Here is a 15916-nt window from a genome sequence, read left to right as displayed (position 1 = left end):
CCCACAGGATTTATTTCCAATTGTGGGGAGCTGAGAGTGGTGATCGAGTTGTTAAAGAAACGAGAAATTCTACTAATGTACTTTAGGGAGGGGAAATCACAGAGGTCTATTGCAAAAGAAGTTGGTGTCGATAAAAAGACTGTAGCAAGTTACATTAAAGAGCATGAAAGTAAACTTAATAAGATCATTGAACAAAAGGGTTCTGCAAATTTAGAGGAGCTAATTCAAAGTTTAGTAGATAAACCAAAATACAAAAGTTCTAATCGAACAAAAAGAGTATTAACAGAGGAAATCGAAAATAGGATTCATCATTTTATTAAGAAAATGAGCATAAACGTCAAAGGGGGCTACATAAACAAACCAAGAAAATAATTGATATTCATGAGGCATTAGAACAAGAAGGTTTTACACTAAGTTATACCACGGTAAGAAATAAAGTAAACGAAATTTCTAGAAAGGCAAAAGAAGCCTATATCAAGGGTTCCTATCAACCAGGAAATGTATGTGAATTTGATTGGGGCGAAGTGAAGGTTGTGATTAATGGAAAACAAAGAACATTACAATTAGCGGTATTCACCTCCGCATATGGGAATTATCGTATGGCCTATTTATTTACAAAGAAAAAAACAGAGTGTTTTCAAGAAGCGCATGCATTATTCTTTGATCATATTGGCGGCGTATATCAAACAATGGTTTATGACAATATGAAAGTCGCTGTTAAGAAATTCGTTGGACATCAAAAAGAACCAACGGAGGCTTTATTAAAACTATCACTCTATTATATGTTCAAATTTCGTTTCTGCAATGTTCAAAGTGGCAATGAGAAAGGGCACGTAGAGCGCAGTGTTGAGTATATTCGTAGGAAAGCATTCGCCTTTCGAGATAGATTTGAGACGATTGAGGAAGCAAACCAGTATCTATTAGATCTATGCATGAAGCTAAACCGAAAACCACTGAAACAACAGAGCAATAAAACACCTGAACAATTATTGAAAATTGAAAAGGATCACCTTTTACCAATACTTCCTAATTTCCCAAAACAATGGATTTTTTAATTGGATCCCTTGTTTATGTCTACTGATCGCAAAGCATTTAGCTCATTAGTCGCTACAACAACATTATTATTTAATTTCTTCCTTATTTCCATTATCACCCCTCCTTACATCTGACTTAAGAAAATATATATATAAAACCAAATTTGTAGATAGGAAAACCGCTTAATTAGGGTTCCACTACAAATTTAGGTTTCGCCTGCCGAACAGTAACAATCCAAATTTTAAGTATAAAATTGTAATCGCTTTCTTTGGGTTAATCTTACATTTTAAGATTAACCACTGTCAAGCTTTTTTTGAGAATAGTTAAATTTCAGAAGATGAGATTGATCATTAGTGAACACGGTATACCCTTAGTATCCGCTCGCATTTGAAACAGACAGAGGATCAGCTAATTTCACTTCATATCAATTGAATAAAAATAGCTATTTAGGAAAAAAATAACTTAAACTTCACAGGAATCGTAGACATTTATTTAGGGGGGCAGAGTGTGACACAAATTATTTCCTATCTTCCAAATTGGCAAGTTTTTATGCAAGCTTTTTTCGCTTTTATTATTCCTTTGGTTATTTGGAAATTATTTAAACAGGCTCCAGTACACAAGGAAGAGTCATGACTAAGAAAAGGATAAAGAAAAGTTTCTATCAACAGTCTACTCCTTTGAATGATTACAAACAGGAAGCAGCATGTAGCAACGATACCCCTATTCATTTTACGGGTGATCTAACATTCGATTTAGGACAAATTCAACAAGGAATTGGTCACAACTCAGATGTGAATTTCCGGGAGTTCCATCTAGGTGGTACAGGTATACGTTCTGTCATTATCTTTGTTGACGGGCTTGCTGACAAAGAACTGATCGATAAACATATTATGAGTTCACTTATGAATAATATCTCTGCTAAATACGATGCAATGCAGCCTATAGAAAACAATTCAATATTGACGGATTATATTACCAATCATGTCCTATCTATTAGTCAAGTTGAAAAAGTAAGTACATTTAAAGAAGTGCAAATCGAAGTGCTCAAAGGTTCTACTGCATTGTTAATAAATGGATCAACAGAAGCAATAAAACTTGGTACCGCCAAAGAAAAAGCGCGTAGCATAGAGGAACCGATTTCAGAACCACTAGTTAGAGGACCACGAGTCGGTTTCACCGAAATTTTAAGTGATAATACAGCCCTGTTGAGAAGTAATAGTAAAAATGAAGATTTATCAGTAGAGAAATTCACGGTGGGAAAACGTACGAACAAAGAGCTAATCATTGCTTATTATCAGGATATAGCTGATCCAGAATTAGTAGAAGAGGTAAAAAAACGAATTAAAAAAATCGACATTGATGACGTATTAGAGTCAGGATATGTAGAACAATTAATTGAAGATAATTACCTCAGCCCATTTCCACAAGTACAAAACACAGAGCGGCCTGACAGAGTTAACGGCGCCCTGCTCGAAGGACGAGTGGCGATTTTATTAGAAGGAACTCCTTTTGCCCTAATTGTACCCGTTACATTTACTATGTTATTGCAATCACCAGAAGATTACTATGAACGTTGGCTTCCAAGTACCCTTATCCGTTTATTGCGGTTTGGTGCAGCCTTCATTTCAATAACTGGGCCTGCGTTGTATATTTCTTTTGTTTCCTTTCATCCAGGGATGATCCCAACTGCCCTTGCTATATCTATTATAAACAACCGTGAGGGCGTCCCATTCCCTGCGCTTATTGAAGCACTCATTATGGAAATATCCATTGAAATATTACGGGAGGCAGGACTTCGCTTACCAAAACCGATTGGCCCCGCCATCGGAATCGTAGGTGGATTAATCATTGGTGAAGCTGCTGTCGAAGCCGGGATTATTAGTTCAATTTTCGTAATAGTAGTGGCGATAACGGCCATTTCTTCCTTTGCAATCCCTCAATATAGCGCAGGAATTTCATTACGCTTCCTCCGTTTTTCAGCGATGTTTTTTGCTGCGGTATTTGGTTTGTATGGGCTTATTTTATTTTTCCTCTTTCTTTTCAGTCATTTGGTCAAGTTGAAGAGTTTTGGCGTACATTATCTCAGCCCTATTGCTCCTTACCAACCAAAGGATTGGAAAGACTTACTAGTTCGCGCACCACTTTTTATGATGAAGAACCGACCGAAGATTTTGTCTCCTAAAAACTCGACAAGGAAAGGCTAATTCCTCTAAAGTTGAACTTCAATCAGTGGGGGTTTTACTGCCCCTTAAGAGTGGGATAAAAGGATGTGATTGTTACCGATGATTTCTAACCCAAAAGATAAAATTACGACTTCACAAACTGTTATCATTCTTGTCAGCTATATAATTGCAGTCGGAATTCTTACCTTACCAAGAGTAACCGTCGATGAGGTAAACACACCTGATGTTTGGATTAGTGTTATTATCGGTGGCCTTATTGCACTATTTATCTCGATCATCATTGCAAAATTAAGTCAACAATTTCCCGAAAAAACATTTTACCAATATAGCCAGGAAATTGTCGGAAAAGCAGTTGGCCGATTTATAAGCTGCATAATCATCCTATACTTTTTAATACTATCCGCATTTGAAATTCGAGTGCTGGCAGAAATAACAGAGTTTTATTTACTGGAAAGGACCCCTTTTTGGGCGATTATTATGCCGATGATGTGGGTTGGAATCTATTTAATTTCTGGAGGCATAAACCCGATGGCTCGTTTAATGGAAATCATATTTCCAGTTACTGTTGTTGTTCTTTTGCTAGTACTGTTCATGAGCGTCGATGTCTTTGAAATTAATAATTTACGTCCAGTTTTAGGTGTTGGGATAGCCCCACCGTTAAAAGGGATCAAAACAACCGCTCTCAGCTTTACGTGTTTTGAGGCGATGTTGTTTCTTGTCGCATTTATGAAACAACCTGAAAAATCTGTGAAAGTCGTACTCATTGCAACAATTATTCCATTAATACTTTACGTTGTAACAGTCGTAATGGTTATCGGAGCATTCTCTATTGATGGAGTGGTAACGAGAACATGGCCAACGATTGACTTAATTCAAAGCTACGAATTTGAAGGGATGCTATTTGAAAGGTTTGAATCATTGTTACTAGCTATATGGGTTATGCAAATATTTTCCACCTTTATTATTACCTACTATGCCGCATCACTAGGCGTAGCTCAGCTCTCCAATAAGGGCCTTGTTCCCGTTATTTTCGGAATACTCCCAGTGATTTATCTCATTGCTATGACGCCTAAAAATATCAATGATTTACAAACGCTAGGGGATATAATCGGAAATGCCGCTCTAATTATATTTGGTATAATCCCGATCCTGTTTCTTTCTATCAACAAAGTGAAGGGGGCAAAAGGATGAAGAGAAACTTAAATATTGGTAGCTTTTTTATCCCTTTAGTGCTTTTAATTACTATTCTCGCAGGATGTTGGAGCAGCAATGAAATAGATGAACTTGGTTTTGTAACAGCTATTTCATTCGATAAAGGCGAAGAAACAGAAGCTGAAATGAAACTACGAGAAGAAGGTGCAGGATTTCCAAAAAGGGACTTAATTACATTAACTTATCAGTTTATTAATCCAATGGGATCAGCAGGGGGAAATGGTCATGGGGGGGGCGATCAAAAACCTTACATTAATTTTTCACAAACAGGTGATTCCATTCATCAAGTGATTCGAGAAATTGCATTAAGAAGAGATCGTCCAATATTTAGTCCACACTTAAAGGTCATAGTTATTAGTGAAGAGCTTCTTAAGAATCTCAGTTTGCACCAAATATTGGACTTATATCTCCGTGACAATGAGTTAAGACTAAGCACTTATGCGCTCACTAGCAAAGGAAAAGCTAGTGAGACACTAGAAATAGAAGGCGCTGGAGATTTTCCGGCAATGCACCTACTTGGAATCACAAAGAATGACTTTCGATCAACAAAAGTAGTACCTTCCATTCCTTTTACAAAATTAATCGGAAAAATGCATTCAACCTCAAGTTTTATTTTACAAAATGTAGCCTCGGCAAATGGAGAAGTTAAGTTTGCAGGTGCTACCATAATCAATGGCAAAACAAAGAAATGGCATGGTTTTTTGGATGAAGTGGACCTAGAAGGATTGATGTGGTTAACTGGCGAAGCAGAAGGTGGAGTCTTAAAAACCATCGATGAAGAAACAGCAAAAATTGTGTTATTTGAGATAAACTCAATGAAAAGAAAAGTCAAATCTACGCTTGATGGAAATAAAATTTCCTTTGATGTCACCATAAAAGCAGAAGGACGATTATCTGAAAATTGGGTTGTTGAAAAATCGCATGACAACGAATTTTTAAACAGTGTTGAAAAAGCAGCAGAAAAAAAAGTAGAAGAATTAGTGAAAAATATATTAGAAAAAATACAAACGGAACTACATGTTGACGTAGCAAAGTTTGGAGAACATTTACGCATTCACCACCCAAAATTATGGGAAAAAGAGAAAGATGATTGGGATCAAACGTTCAGTGATGTACCTATTACTTTTAACGTTGATTTAACAATTACAGATTTCGGTACCGTTATTTCAAAATAAAGTTAGACACAGGGGGACAATGAACCTGTCCGAGACCACTGAAAATCGACTCCTAAAATATGTAAAACGATACAAATAAAAAATCCTCCATTTTTTGGTATAATGGAATTGACAAGAAACCAAAAACAAAAAAGGGAGGATTTTTTTATGCTTAATCAATCTAAACAATTAAGCTTCTACACTGAATTATACAATAAAATCCCAGAAAATCATACATTAAAACTCATTAACGATTTCGTGGATTTTAGTTTTGTTAACAAGCTGCTTGAGAACTCTTACTACAAATACTACGGTCGACCTGCCAAAGAGCGTCAGCTATGTTTGTTTAGCGTGTCATGAGAAAGAAGATATTCCATATGACGTAGTAAGAAATTTTGATTTGATGGATGATGGAGACCCGACGTATCCACCTCAATTTGCTTGTGAAAGTTGTGGTGGTGAAATGTATCCTGAGTATTACAAAGGGATACATGGCGTAGAGTACAAGCTATCGAATTTGCAGGAAACTAAAAAGGACTGAGTGAGGTGGTTTTCCTCACTCAGTTTTTCTTGTTTCTTATCTATTGAATTTTTCATAACGGTTGAGTTTATTGGAGGTGAAATTCTCTTGAGATATTATTAATTTTGTTTTGACTTTTTTTGTGATTCGAAAGATAAACTCAAATTTTGAATTTCTACATTAACTTGTTTGAAGGAACATTTCCATTTTTTTGTGAAAACTAAGAATAATATCCGTTATTTTTGGTAGTATTGTTTTATGAAGATCTATGAGATTGTGAATAAATTCACTTCAACTAACGGACAAGTTAGTTGAAGAAGGTAATATTTGGGTTAAGATAGATATAAGTAGAAAAGTTAATAACAAGGGGGGATTTTTTGGAGAAAAATATTGGGAATGTAGATTTTTTTAAACAAATAGTAAAAAGACTTTGCAAAAAAACAATATTTCCCCTCAGAAACCTAAATTTGAAATCATCGAGAACGTAATGGTTATTAGCATTAAGAACCATTTAAAAGATGGAGTAGACTTAGATTGTTTTAATATTTTAAAACTTATTTACCGAACAATTGGACCTTTAGAAGAGAGCTGAACAAACAAGAAATAGAATTATTAAGGCTTATGCAAGTGTCATGGCATTTTATTTTGATTATAGCAATGAAATGAATACCATTTGGCAATGAATTTTTACTAAGTTTTTATTGTTTTTACTGATATATGCAAAGTTAGCAGTACACTAATAAAGTAATAAGGTTTACTTCAGTAAAATAAGGTATATTATATTTGTTGAATAGATTCTCTTTAAAGACAAGAAAAGTAGGTGAACAAAGTGGGAAAATATCAATTGGATGCCAAAGGTCAGGTAGCTGTGACAAAGTTTCATGAAAAACAGAAGCCTGCCAAATTTGATAAAAAGCAGCAACTTGAAAAAATACGTGCGGAGTATTTGAAAAAGAAGCAAAAACAAACAGATAAATAATATGAATTGAAAACATAGGAAGACTAAAATCTCCTATGTTTTTCTTATTCGAAGTTCTTTTTCAATTGATGATAGAGTTTATCCCACACTTAAGGGGCAAGTAAGACCCCCACCTCAAAACTTAAGAAAATCGAGAAGTTTAGGTGGGGGATAAACTGCCCCTAAAGGTCCGATATAGAATAACTTTCATCAGTGAAGCTGATGATTAGTTATTCTTATGCCCGTGGTATAAGTTGAACTAACAATCAGTGGGGGATGAAGGAAAACCCCCACTGATTGAAGTTCAGCTTTATCAATCTTTAATAAAGAAAAAGGTTTCCATAACAAATTTCTATATAAAAGGCAGGGGATTTTTTTACTGTCTTTTACTATTATTCGTTGTTTAACCTTTTAAGTTTTGGCTTTGATTAATAAATTTTTTTCTCGCTAAACCAGGTTTTACGATGGATATCCAGTACACTGCTTCAAGCTCTTTATTTAGTTTCTCTGCTAATACATCATCTGGTTGACCTACAAGTACTCATATCTTAACAGATAACGTATTGTCCAACGAACAAAAAGATTATGGAGATTTGTGGCTTACCACTCGTGAAAAAGAAAAGGCATTATTAAAGCAATTAAGAGAGAGATGTGAATATGTCCTTAATAAATATTCTGAAGAGCAGAAGAAAGATAAATAAGTGTAAAAGATACACTTATTTATCTTTCTTCTTGTTTCCATAGGGGATACCTATACTCGTTTTTGTCTTTAGATAATTTATTCGGTTTCTATTTTATCAAGCTTGTAAACTGAAATATATTCAATTGTAAGTTCATCATAGCCAGTTATATCTTGTGAAGTACGGGGAATAAAAAATGCAGAAGAATTGTTACTCCAGTGTGCTAGTATTTTAATAACAGCTGGAAGGTGTGCATTTTGTATAATTTGAATACTTCTTGATAAATTGTTATTTTCAATTGTAGCTATAAAGACATTATCTAGAAACTCATCACCTTTATGAAGGATCGTATTGAAAAGCATTTTTGATCCATCTGGTGAAATGCTGTATGAAGGTATCCATGTTCCTTCAGAACTTGTACCACCGGAAACAACTTTGTTAGCTTCTTGATTAGGAATATCATATAGAAATATTCCTGGTTCCTTATTGATAATTCCATTGAAAACAAGGAGATCGTCATTTACAAATTCAAAGTCAAAAATATTGTCATTTAATTCTTTGGTTGAAACAATTTTTTCAACACTATGATCAGGTTTAATTTTATAAATTGCTGAACCTTCACCTTGAATATGAGTTCTTAAATAAATATCATCATTATGAATAACGCTCCCTGAAAATGAAAAGTTTGTTGGATTATTAAATAGGTCGTTTAAATCAATTAATGTTTTTACAGCAGTGTTTGTATCAATGATGACTAATCTGCTACTCTCAAAAGAGTAGTAGGAAATATAATTACCTTTAGGATCAGCAAAACTTATCCCATCAATACTTTCATCTAAATCAGTAAATTCAGCTGTTTCTCCTGTTTCAATATTGTAAATAGAAATAGTACCATTTTCTACACTTAATGCTTTTCTACCATCATTTGATAGTTCTCTAACTGGTAATTCTTTAATTAGGTTAGGACTTGAATGATTAAGGTTAGTAGAATAAAGCGAATTATCTTTCATGTACAATATTTGATTTTCATCGATTTTTAATAACTCTCGGTGGTTTATTTTCTGGTCCAAACTTATTTGCTCTGGTTGAGAAACGGCAACTTTTGCATCAGTTATAATGCTTTCTAATACCACATCTTCACTTACTACGACTGTATTTCCCTCACCTTGTACGATACCTAATGAGTTGCAACCTGTTAATAACATGGCTGCCATTGTTGCACCTAATACTCCTTTAACTAATTTCATTTTTTGATTACCTCCTCATCTATTTTACAACTTAATTTTAGAAAATAGTTATTGCCAAAATAGCGTTACATGTTGCCAAGTTGTTGCCGAAGCGGGAGGCTTATTTTAAAAGTAATTAAACCTTGTTCTTCTACAATAGAAATGGTTCCTTGATGCTCGTTAATGATTTGCTTACAAATATATAGCCCTAAACCGATACTGCCTTTTTCATCTTTTGTTATTTTGCTTCCACGATAAAACGGTTCAAATGCGTTACTTAAAATGGAAGAATTAAAATGATTACATCGATTTGAAACTTGTACAATAGCATTATTTGATTGACTATATAAGCTTACATTAATAGAAGAGTTATTTTCGCCATATTTAATAGCGTTATCTAACAGGTTAATAATCACTTCTAGTAATCGATTTTCTACTCCGTATACAGTTAATTGTTCAGGTTTTTTACATTGAAGTGTCATATTATATTTGGCTGCTTTCAACTGCATGTCTTCACATAGTTGAGTGACTATGTAGGTTAAATCAACTTTTTTCATTTCATTTGAATGTTGTTTCGAAAGCTCGATCACATCAACGACCATTTGATGAAGACGGTCACTTTCTGAATGAATACGTCTTGCTGCTTTTTTTAAGAATTCTGGGTCATTAAAATTGTCTTCAGCTAAAATCTGAGAGTATCCGGAAATAGTAGTTAGTGGTGTTTTTAATTCGTGAGTAACGTTATTAAAAAATTCTCTCCTACTTTTCTCTAACTTAATTACCTTTTCTTTTTCTGTTGTAATTACTTCGATTTGTTCCTTAATTTGATCTTTCATGATATGAAAGCGATCATTTAACTCTTCAATTTCATCGCCAGTTTTGATATTTAAACTTACACTATAATTACCTTTAGCTACCTCAGAAAAAGCATGAGTCATCTTCGTTAATGGTTTTATGATTTTACTAGATAATACAAAGGAAAAAAGGAAAATGATTAAAAACAGTAATAATGTAAAAAGAATAATACTTGTAACTACCTCTTGATTAGACTCAAATAGGGGAGTATAGTCTTTACTCAGCCTTACAATCCCATAGTGTTCACCATTAACGTGAAGAGGGTAAGAGAAGTTTACAATCCACTGTTTATCTAATTTATTGATCGTATAAGCAGCTTTATTGTCTAATGCAAGTTGTAAATCTTGTTCACTACTCTCCTGCAACATTTGACTTGGTATAGTGTTTACAATGACATATTCATTCCCACCCAATGCTTCATATAAAAAGGTACCTTCTATATCATAGAGGGTTACATTACTTTGTAGGTTCTGACTTAATTCTTGTGCAAGATGATTTCCTGAATTTGAAAACACATTACCCGTTAAGTTATTCAAAAGGAGATGTTGCTTAATATATTCTCTTGAATACGTTTTTGTATTTTTCATTTCTGTTATTATTATGCTTTCACTATTTTTATACAGCATATTACTTAATACAATATTTAATAAAATAAGTGAGATGGAAAAAATAAATAAGAATCCATACAAAAATTTCTTCTGTATCATCCATTTTTTATTCATTATTTAAAACCTTTCATTTTATACCCGATTCCAAATACAGTGTCTATAATGGAAGGATAGGAATCAATATCTAACTTCTTTCGTAGCCTTTGAACATGGACATCAACGGTACGCAAATCACCATCATAATCAATGTCCCAAACGTAATCTAGGATTTCTTCACGTGAAAAGACACGATCTTTATTTTCAGCAAGAAGAAGTAGGAGTTCATATTCTTTTGGTTTTATTTTAACTTCTTCATCTTCTTTAAAAACTGTTCTAGAAGTAGGATCTGCTTTTATTAAATCATTAATTTTAATATAATGATTCGTTTCTGGTAAGCTTTGAACCCTGCGTAGAGAAACTTTAACACGGGTAAGTAATTCTCTAATATCAAATGGTTTTGTTATATAATCGTCAGCCCCAAGCTCTAGTCCAAGAATTTTATCAACTATGTCATTTCTGGCAGTTAGCATGATAACAGGTATATGGGGAAAGTCTTGAACTATAGTTTTGCAAATGTCGAAACCACTTGTATCTGGTAACATGACATCTAATAATATTAAACTTGGTTGCACGCTCTCTATTAAAGGAAAAGCCTCTTTACCAGAGAAGGCACATTGAACAAAGTAACCTTCTTTACGCAAGGAATACGAAATAATATCAGAAATGGATTCTTCATCTTCAATAACAATAATTCGTTTAATGTCACTCATCGTTTTGCTCCTTCTATTAATATATATCCTCTATTTTACTATCAGGTTATTGCCAAAATATAAACAAATTTTTTCCTTATCATTTTTTAAAGCCTGAACGAGATAAATTGAAGGAGAAGTGTATAAGAAGTAATTAAAACATCAAGTTACTTTAAACGGGTTTACTTCAGGGGTGTAAACAAGTCATTCACAATCAAAAACACATACGATTTAACACAAGAATCACATGTGTTTTATTATCGTTATTTCAACATTTTACCCTCATATAGTCTTAAAATCGCATAGCAAATCACAAGATGGAAATAAATATTTCCATCTTGTGATTTGGGTGTGAATTAACGTGTGAATTCCTATGTTAAAGAAATGTGTTTGGGTATTTATGTTAAAATAGAAGGAAGGAATATACAGATTTTGTGAATAAATCTTCTTAAACTACCGTTAATGGAATAAACAAAATTAAAACGAAATAACAGGGAGGATTATTATGGAAAGTTATTCTGGTGAATGTACAATACGATTGAAGAGAACATCACAATTTATACAGTTAATCGTATTTCCTTAATTGCCATTCCATGCAAAAATTAAATGCCCTTACCTACATATTTAGTTTGCCATAAACAACGTACATTTTTATCCCACTCTTAAGGGGCAAGTAAGACCCCCACCTCAAAACTTAAGAAAATCGAGAAGTTTAGGTGGGGGATAAACTGCCCCTAAAGGTCCGATAAGTTGAACTAACAATCAGTGGGGGATGAAGGAAAACCCCCACTGATTGAAGTTCAGCTTTATCTGAATTATAATTAAAATCTTAGAAATTAATAATTTATTTTTGCTCATAATTAGAGTCTCTTTTACCTTAGCCATTCTAACTCCACCTGAATGGAAGTTCCCACCTATGCTACGCTTAGAGATGGGGGGCTATGATCCTTAAGTACAAATCAGTTTGATTAAGATTAATAAATTGCTATTTCTTATTCGGATACTTCAAAAGAGAATGGCTTATTGATTTTGGGTTTGAAGGAGTTGTTGACTTAACAGCCAAGACCTCTAACTTTATTTGGATATTTGTATTTAAGAAGTAAAGAGCTTTCTTTTCTAAAAATATGTAATTATGAGTTTATCAATAAAAACAAAATTAAAGCGTTCACATGAGTGGGGAGGTTTTGTATTATTAAGTTATTCGGAAAAAAGAAGGTGAGGTAATAGTATGTCAGATTCTTTTTATGAAAAATTACCAAATGATTTGTTAATTCGATTCTATGTAGAAATTAAAAAAAACATTGAAACTGGAAGTTTAACGAATGAATTGGATACCGAATTAAAATTGATTAAAGCTGTTTCTCAAAAAAGAAATATTAATCTATTCGACCTTAATTGTAATGTGTAAAAAGCTTAATTTACTTTTAATATCTTTGAACTTTTTTAGAATCATAACGGATCAGTATATAGGTAAGATTTTCCTTTTCTACAAAAATAAAGGCTGAACAATAACTACTTATTTTTTTCGTACGATAAGTAATTTTGAAACAGCTTTTATCCTTGTGAATTGCCATGTATTAAGTTAATTGTAAGAAAAATATCTAGCTTCACAAATTTTCTAAGATTAAAATAAATTTTCTACACCTAAATAGGTTCCGATTTAACTTTTCGACTGCAAAAGTTCCATTAATTCGCCTATACTTAATCCCTTTACTTCATTTAAAAGCTTTTCCATTCCAGGGTTATTATTTTTTCTTAGTGACCCTTCTAATATTATAACGACAGTTTGATTTCTATCGACAAGAACTGATTGAACATATAAGGCGTTAAATAACACTGCAGCTACAACCGCAATTTGTTGAGGGGATAGCTTATAGCTGTCAATTAGTTTTTTGAAATTTTCTTTTTCTCCTTTTGAGAAACTATCATTACCTTTCTTAGTCATAAGCTCACCTCCCTAACCTCAAACGCTGACAGGTAGAACTTCTACAGGTACACCTTGTTCATCTTCACCGTTAATTCCAAGAGAAAAAGTAATAAATAAAAATATCACAAGACCTAACAATACGTAATATTGAGTGTCTGCCACGAAGATTTCACCTCACTTATAACTTAAAAGTTACCAATATCAAAATAGTTCATTAATAAATAGTATGTATTTTCTCGGTTTGTTGTGCAGCATATAAGTGGATTTCATTGTCACATTTGAAAAAAAGTAAAACTTTAGTAGGGTAACATAGGAATTTATTATTAATTCAGAAGTTGATTAGTTAAAATGGATTACTTAGCCTTATGGAAGGGAATTTTATCATAAAATCGTCGGAATTTGAGCTGTGAATCGTGTTTACTTCCTTAATTAAACGATGTAGTGTTAATTAATAATGACCCCTTTTTGGAGAGAGGCAACGATTATGAAGACTTTATTACATCTTGAAAATATAGTTAATTTAAAAACGTTACAAAGAATACAAGATGATTTTTCAGAAGCAACAGGATTTGCTGCAATCACAGTTGATTTTCGTGGAAAACCAATTACTAAACATAGTGGTTGTTCAAAGTATTGTCATATAATAAGGAGCCGTGAAGAGACTCGAGAGTTATGTGAAAAGTGTGATTCAAGAGCAGGGCTAGAAGCTGCGAGAACTGGCAAACCGTATATATTTTTGTGCCATTCTGGATTTATTGCTTTTGCGGCACCAATTGTTGTCGATGGTCAGTACCTAGGAGCAATTATGGGTGGTCAAGTAGTTAGTTCGGAGGAAGTACCAAATGTTAAGTGTATTATTGATGAAGTAATTAATATTGAAGAGGACGTAGAACTAATTGAGGCTTATACACAAATTCCAATCGTTCCATTTAAAAAGATTAAGTCAGCAGCAAATTTAATGTTTACGATTGCGAAGAAAATAGCTGAAAAGGGTTATGTAAATGCAGCCAAAGAAGAGTTGCAACAACAATCCATGCGATTAGTTCAATCAGATGATGATATAGATAGTTTACAATCTGCTCTGGATGCTGCTGAGCTTAAAATAATGCAAACACAGGACAACCGACAATTTATCATTCAAACTTTAAATACGATTGGCAATCTATCTTTTTTAGAAAAGGCTAAAAAAACTGGTGAAGTAACATTTGCCTTGAGTGATATAGTCAAGTATTTAATGACGAACGTTAGTAAAGATGTATCAATAGAAGAAGAATTGTCTTATATAGAGAACTACTTATTTCTTCAAAAAACTCGATTAGGAAATAGGTTAAGTTATGAAATTAGTGTTGTTGATGAAGCTGAAAAGATAGTAATACCATCAATGTTATTACAACCAATCGTTGAAAACGCAATTGTCCACGGGTTGGAGATTAAGCCAGGTTTTGGAATGATCAAAATAAGTGTTCAAACCCAAAATGATGAAGTGGTTATTTCTATTGAAGATAATGGTAAAGGTATGTCTAAACAGATAGTAGAAAGTGTTCTAAGCTTAAATGATGATGCTCAAACTTCTGCAAGCAGTTTGAAAATGCTACAACAACGTTTGAAAGAGAGGTACTCTAGAGGAGCTAGCATAAGGTTAGAAAGTAGTGAGAACAAAGGAACTGTTGTAACAATTGTAATTCCTTATGTCAATTAAGTTAAGTGTTTTAAAGATAAGTAGTATCATTATAAAGTTGGAAAGGTGTCTAGCTCCAACGCTTAGCCGCGAATGTAATAATCGGGGCAAGTAAGGCGCTTACGCTTTTCTTTATAAGGAGAGAGTGGAATAGGATGCAAAAAGTTGTTATTGCTGACCTGGAGCCTATACAAAGGAAATGTTTGAGATTACTTTTAGAGGAGCGGTTTCAAAAAAAAATAATTGTTTTCGAAACAGAATCTGGGCGAGAGGCAATCCAGCTTATAGACAATAATAACATTGATTTATTAATTTTAGATACTCGCTTAGTTGAATTAGATGGAATAACCTGCACGAAAATTATAAAAGAGAAAAAACCGTGGCAAAAGATTATTGTTTATACAATGACGAATGATCATTATATACGTGAAACTTTTCAAAAATTAGGAGTATCACAATATTTATTGAAGCCTTTAAGGCCAAAATTATTGCTTGCTAATATTAATAAAGAAATATGTGATGAACCTATACATGAAAATAAAAGAAAAATAAAAAGCAAAGTTGCCTCAATAATTGACTTTATTGATAGTAATATTCATGAGGATTTAACACTTTCATATGTAGCAGGTAAAACTGAGATTAGTTCGTATTATTTAAGTAAAGTATTTAAGAAAGAAACAGGTAAAAATTTTGTTACTTATGTTACCGAAAGAAAAATTGAAAAAGCCAAAGAGTTATTAAGAAATGTTGAAATTCCAATTATTAATATCTCGTTTGAATTAGGTTATACTGAACCAAGTTATTTTACTAAAGTATTTAAAAAGGTAGAAGGTATGACACCTAGTCAATACAGGAATAAACATACAGCTTGGAGTTAGAAAAGATAAAGCTTTTACATGAAAAGAACATAAGGTTAATTGTTTGTCCCACTCTTAAGGGGAAGTAAGCCCCCACTGATTGAAGTTTAGCTTTATCTGGATTAAGGGTCAGGCCCCCCACTAAACTTTATGGGAAAATGAAGTCATTGACTTGATCTTATAACATCAGTAAAATAAGTATCTGTGCTAATTGTAAGTTTACTGACATTAATAG

The 15916-nt window shown here is 33.1% G+C and carries 13 protein-coding genes and 2 pseudogenes; 10 read left to right on the top strand and 5 right to left on the bottom strand.

Annotated elements, in window-relative coordinates; genetic code table 11:
- Positions 1–39: 39 nt before the first annotated feature.
- The 8 genes and pseudogenes from istA to BKP45_RS22335 all read left to right on the top strand — a co-directional run.
- Positions 40–1034, top strand: a pseudogene (gene istA / locus BKP45_RS01755) (IS21 family transposase); the annotation flags it as partial.
- Positions 1035–1542: 508 nt separating this feature from the next.
- Positions 1543–1668 (top strand): hypothetical protein, encoded by a 126-nt coding sequence (locus BKP45_RS23205; RefSeq protein ID WP_281243113.1) that lies wholly within the window; start codon positions 1543–1545, stop codon positions 1666–1668.
- Entirely contained in the window at positions 1665–3239 is a 1575-nt protein-coding gene (locus BKP45_RS01750) for a spore germination protein (protein WP_071388130.1), read from the top strand. Before BKP45_RS23205 ends, BKP45_RS01750 begins: the two co-directional genes overlap by 4 nt.
- A 78-nt stretch (positions 3240–3317) precedes the next feature.
- The gene (locus tag BKP45_RS01745; protein WP_071388129.1) at positions 3318–4409 is read left to right on the top strand and encodes a spore germination protein; all 1092 of its coding nucleotides are present in this window, start codon (positions 3318–3320) and stop codon (positions 4407–4409) included.
- The gene (locus tag BKP45_RS01740) at positions 4406–5605 is read left to right on the top strand and encodes a Ger(x)C family spore germination protein (protein WP_071388128.1); all 1200 of its coding nucleotides are present in this window, start codon (positions 4406–4408) and stop codon (positions 5603–5605) included. Before BKP45_RS01745 ends, BKP45_RS01740 begins: the two co-directional genes overlap by 4 nt.
- Positions 5606–5752: 147 nt before the next feature.
- Positions 5753–5923, top strand: a pseudogene (locus BKP45_RS22850) (IS5/IS1182 family transposase); the annotation flags it as partial.
- A complete protein-coding gene (locus tag BKP45_RS01735) occupies positions 5856–6125 on the top strand; it encodes a hypothetical protein (protein WP_211272941.1) in 270 nt (89 codons plus the stop codon). The pseudogene BKP45_RS22850 and the gene BKP45_RS01735, both read left to right, overlap by 68 nt.
- A gap of 808 nt (positions 6126–6933) precedes the next feature.
- The gene (locus BKP45_RS22335; RefSeq protein WP_169823055.1) at positions 6934–7083 is read left to right on the top strand and encodes a hypothetical protein; all 150 of its coding nucleotides are present in this window, start codon (positions 6934–6936) and stop codon (positions 7081–7083) included.
- Between the two features lie 757 nt (positions 7084–7840).
- Here the strand turns inward: BKP45_RS22335 and BKP45_RS01730 are convergent.
- The 5 genes from BKP45_RS01730 to BKP45_RS23200 all read right to left on the bottom strand — a co-directional run bounded on the left by BKP45_RS01730 (position 7841) and on the right by BKP45_RS23200 (position 13308).
- The gene (locus tag BKP45_RS01730) at positions 7841–8989 is read right to left on the bottom strand and encodes a hypothetical protein (protein WP_071388127.1); all 1149 of its coding nucleotides are present in this window, start codon (positions 8987–8989) and stop codon (positions 7841–7843) included.
- A gap of 65 nt (positions 8990–9054) precedes the next feature.
- A complete protein-coding gene (locus tag BKP45_RS01725) occupies positions 9055–10545 on the bottom strand; it encodes a HAMP domain-containing sensor histidine kinase (protein WP_071388126.1) in 1491 nt (496 codons plus the stop codon).
- Positions 10545–11240 carry a response regulator transcription factor gene (locus tag BKP45_RS01720; RefSeq protein ID WP_071388125.1) on the bottom strand — a complete coding sequence of 232 codons (696 nt, stop codon included), beginning with the start codon at positions 11238–11240 and terminating at the stop codon, positions 10545–10547. The genes BKP45_RS01725 and BKP45_RS01720 overlap by 1 nt, the downstream gene beginning before the upstream one ends.
- 1639 nt (positions 11241–12879) lie before the next feature.
- On the bottom strand, positions 12880–13164 hold the full coding sequence (locus BKP45_RS01710; protein WP_071388123.1) for a hypothetical protein: 285 nt from the start codon (positions 13162–13164) through the stop codon (positions 12880–12882).
- 18 nt (positions 13165–13182) lie between these two features.
- Positions 13183–13308, bottom strand: a complete 126-nt coding sequence (locus tag BKP45_RS23200; RefSeq protein ID WP_281243112.1) for a hypothetical protein — start codon at positions 13306–13308, stop codon at positions 13183–13185.
- Positions 13309–13630: 322 nt separating this feature from the next.
- Between BKP45_RS23200 and BKP45_RS01705 the strand changes: the two genes are divergently transcribed.
- Both BKP45_RS01705 and BKP45_RS01700 read left to right on the top strand, forming a co-directional pair.
- Positions 13631–14845, top strand: coding sequence for a PocR ligand-binding domain-containing protein (locus BKP45_RS01705; RefSeq protein ID WP_071388122.1), 1215 nt, complete (start codon positions 13631–13633; stop codon positions 14843–14845).
- A 134-nt stretch (positions 14846–14979) separates the two neighbouring features.
- A complete protein-coding gene (locus BKP45_RS01700; RefSeq protein ID WP_071388121.1) occupies positions 14980–15702 on the top strand; it encodes a helix-turn-helix domain-containing protein in 723 nt (240 codons plus the stop codon).
- Positions 15703–15916: the final 214 nt, after the last annotated feature.

The sequence above is a fragment of the Anaerobacillus alkalidiazotrophicus genome (genome assembly GCF_001866055.1).
This window is presented reverse-complemented; position numbering and strand designations above follow the sequence as displayed.

What these genes read in the sequence shown, in the direction of transcription:
- BKP45_RS01750 (WP_071388130.1), top strand. Translation starts at nt 1,665, where the DNA reads ATGACTAAGAAAAGGATAAAGAAAAGTTTCTATCAACAGTCTACTCCT.
- BKP45_RS01745 (WP_071388129.1), top strand. Translation starts at nt 3,318, where the DNA reads ATGATTTCTAACCCAAAAGATAAAATTACGACTTCACAAACTGTTATC.
- BKP45_RS01740 (WP_071388128.1), top strand. Translation starts at nt 4,406, where the DNA reads ATGAAGAGAAACTTAAATATTGGTAGCTTTTTTATCCCTTTAGTGCTT.
- BKP45_RS01730 (WP_071388127.1), bottom strand. Translation starts at nt 8,989, where the DNA reads ATGAAATTAGTTAAAGGAGTATTAGGTGCAACAATGGCAGCCATGTTA.
- BKP45_RS01725 (WP_071388126.1), bottom strand. Translation starts at nt 10,545, where the DNA reads ATGAATAAAAAATGGATGATACAGAAGAAATTTTTGTATGGATTCTTA.
- BKP45_RS01720 (WP_071388125.1), bottom strand. Translation starts at nt 11,240, where the DNA reads ATGAGTGACATTAAACGAATTATTGTTATTGAAGATGAAGAATCCATT.
- BKP45_RS01710 (WP_071388123.1), bottom strand. Translation starts at nt 13,164, where the DNA reads ATGACTAAGAAAGGTAATGATAGTTTCTCAAAAGGAGAAAAAGAAAAT.
- BKP45_RS01705 (WP_071388122.1), top strand. Translation starts at nt 13,631, where the DNA reads ATGAAGACTTTATTACATCTTGAAAATATAGTTAATTTAAAAACGTTA.
- BKP45_RS01700 (WP_071388121.1), top strand. Translation starts at nt 14,980, where the DNA reads ATGCAAAAAGTTGTTATTGCTGACCTGGAGCCTATACAAAGGAAATGT.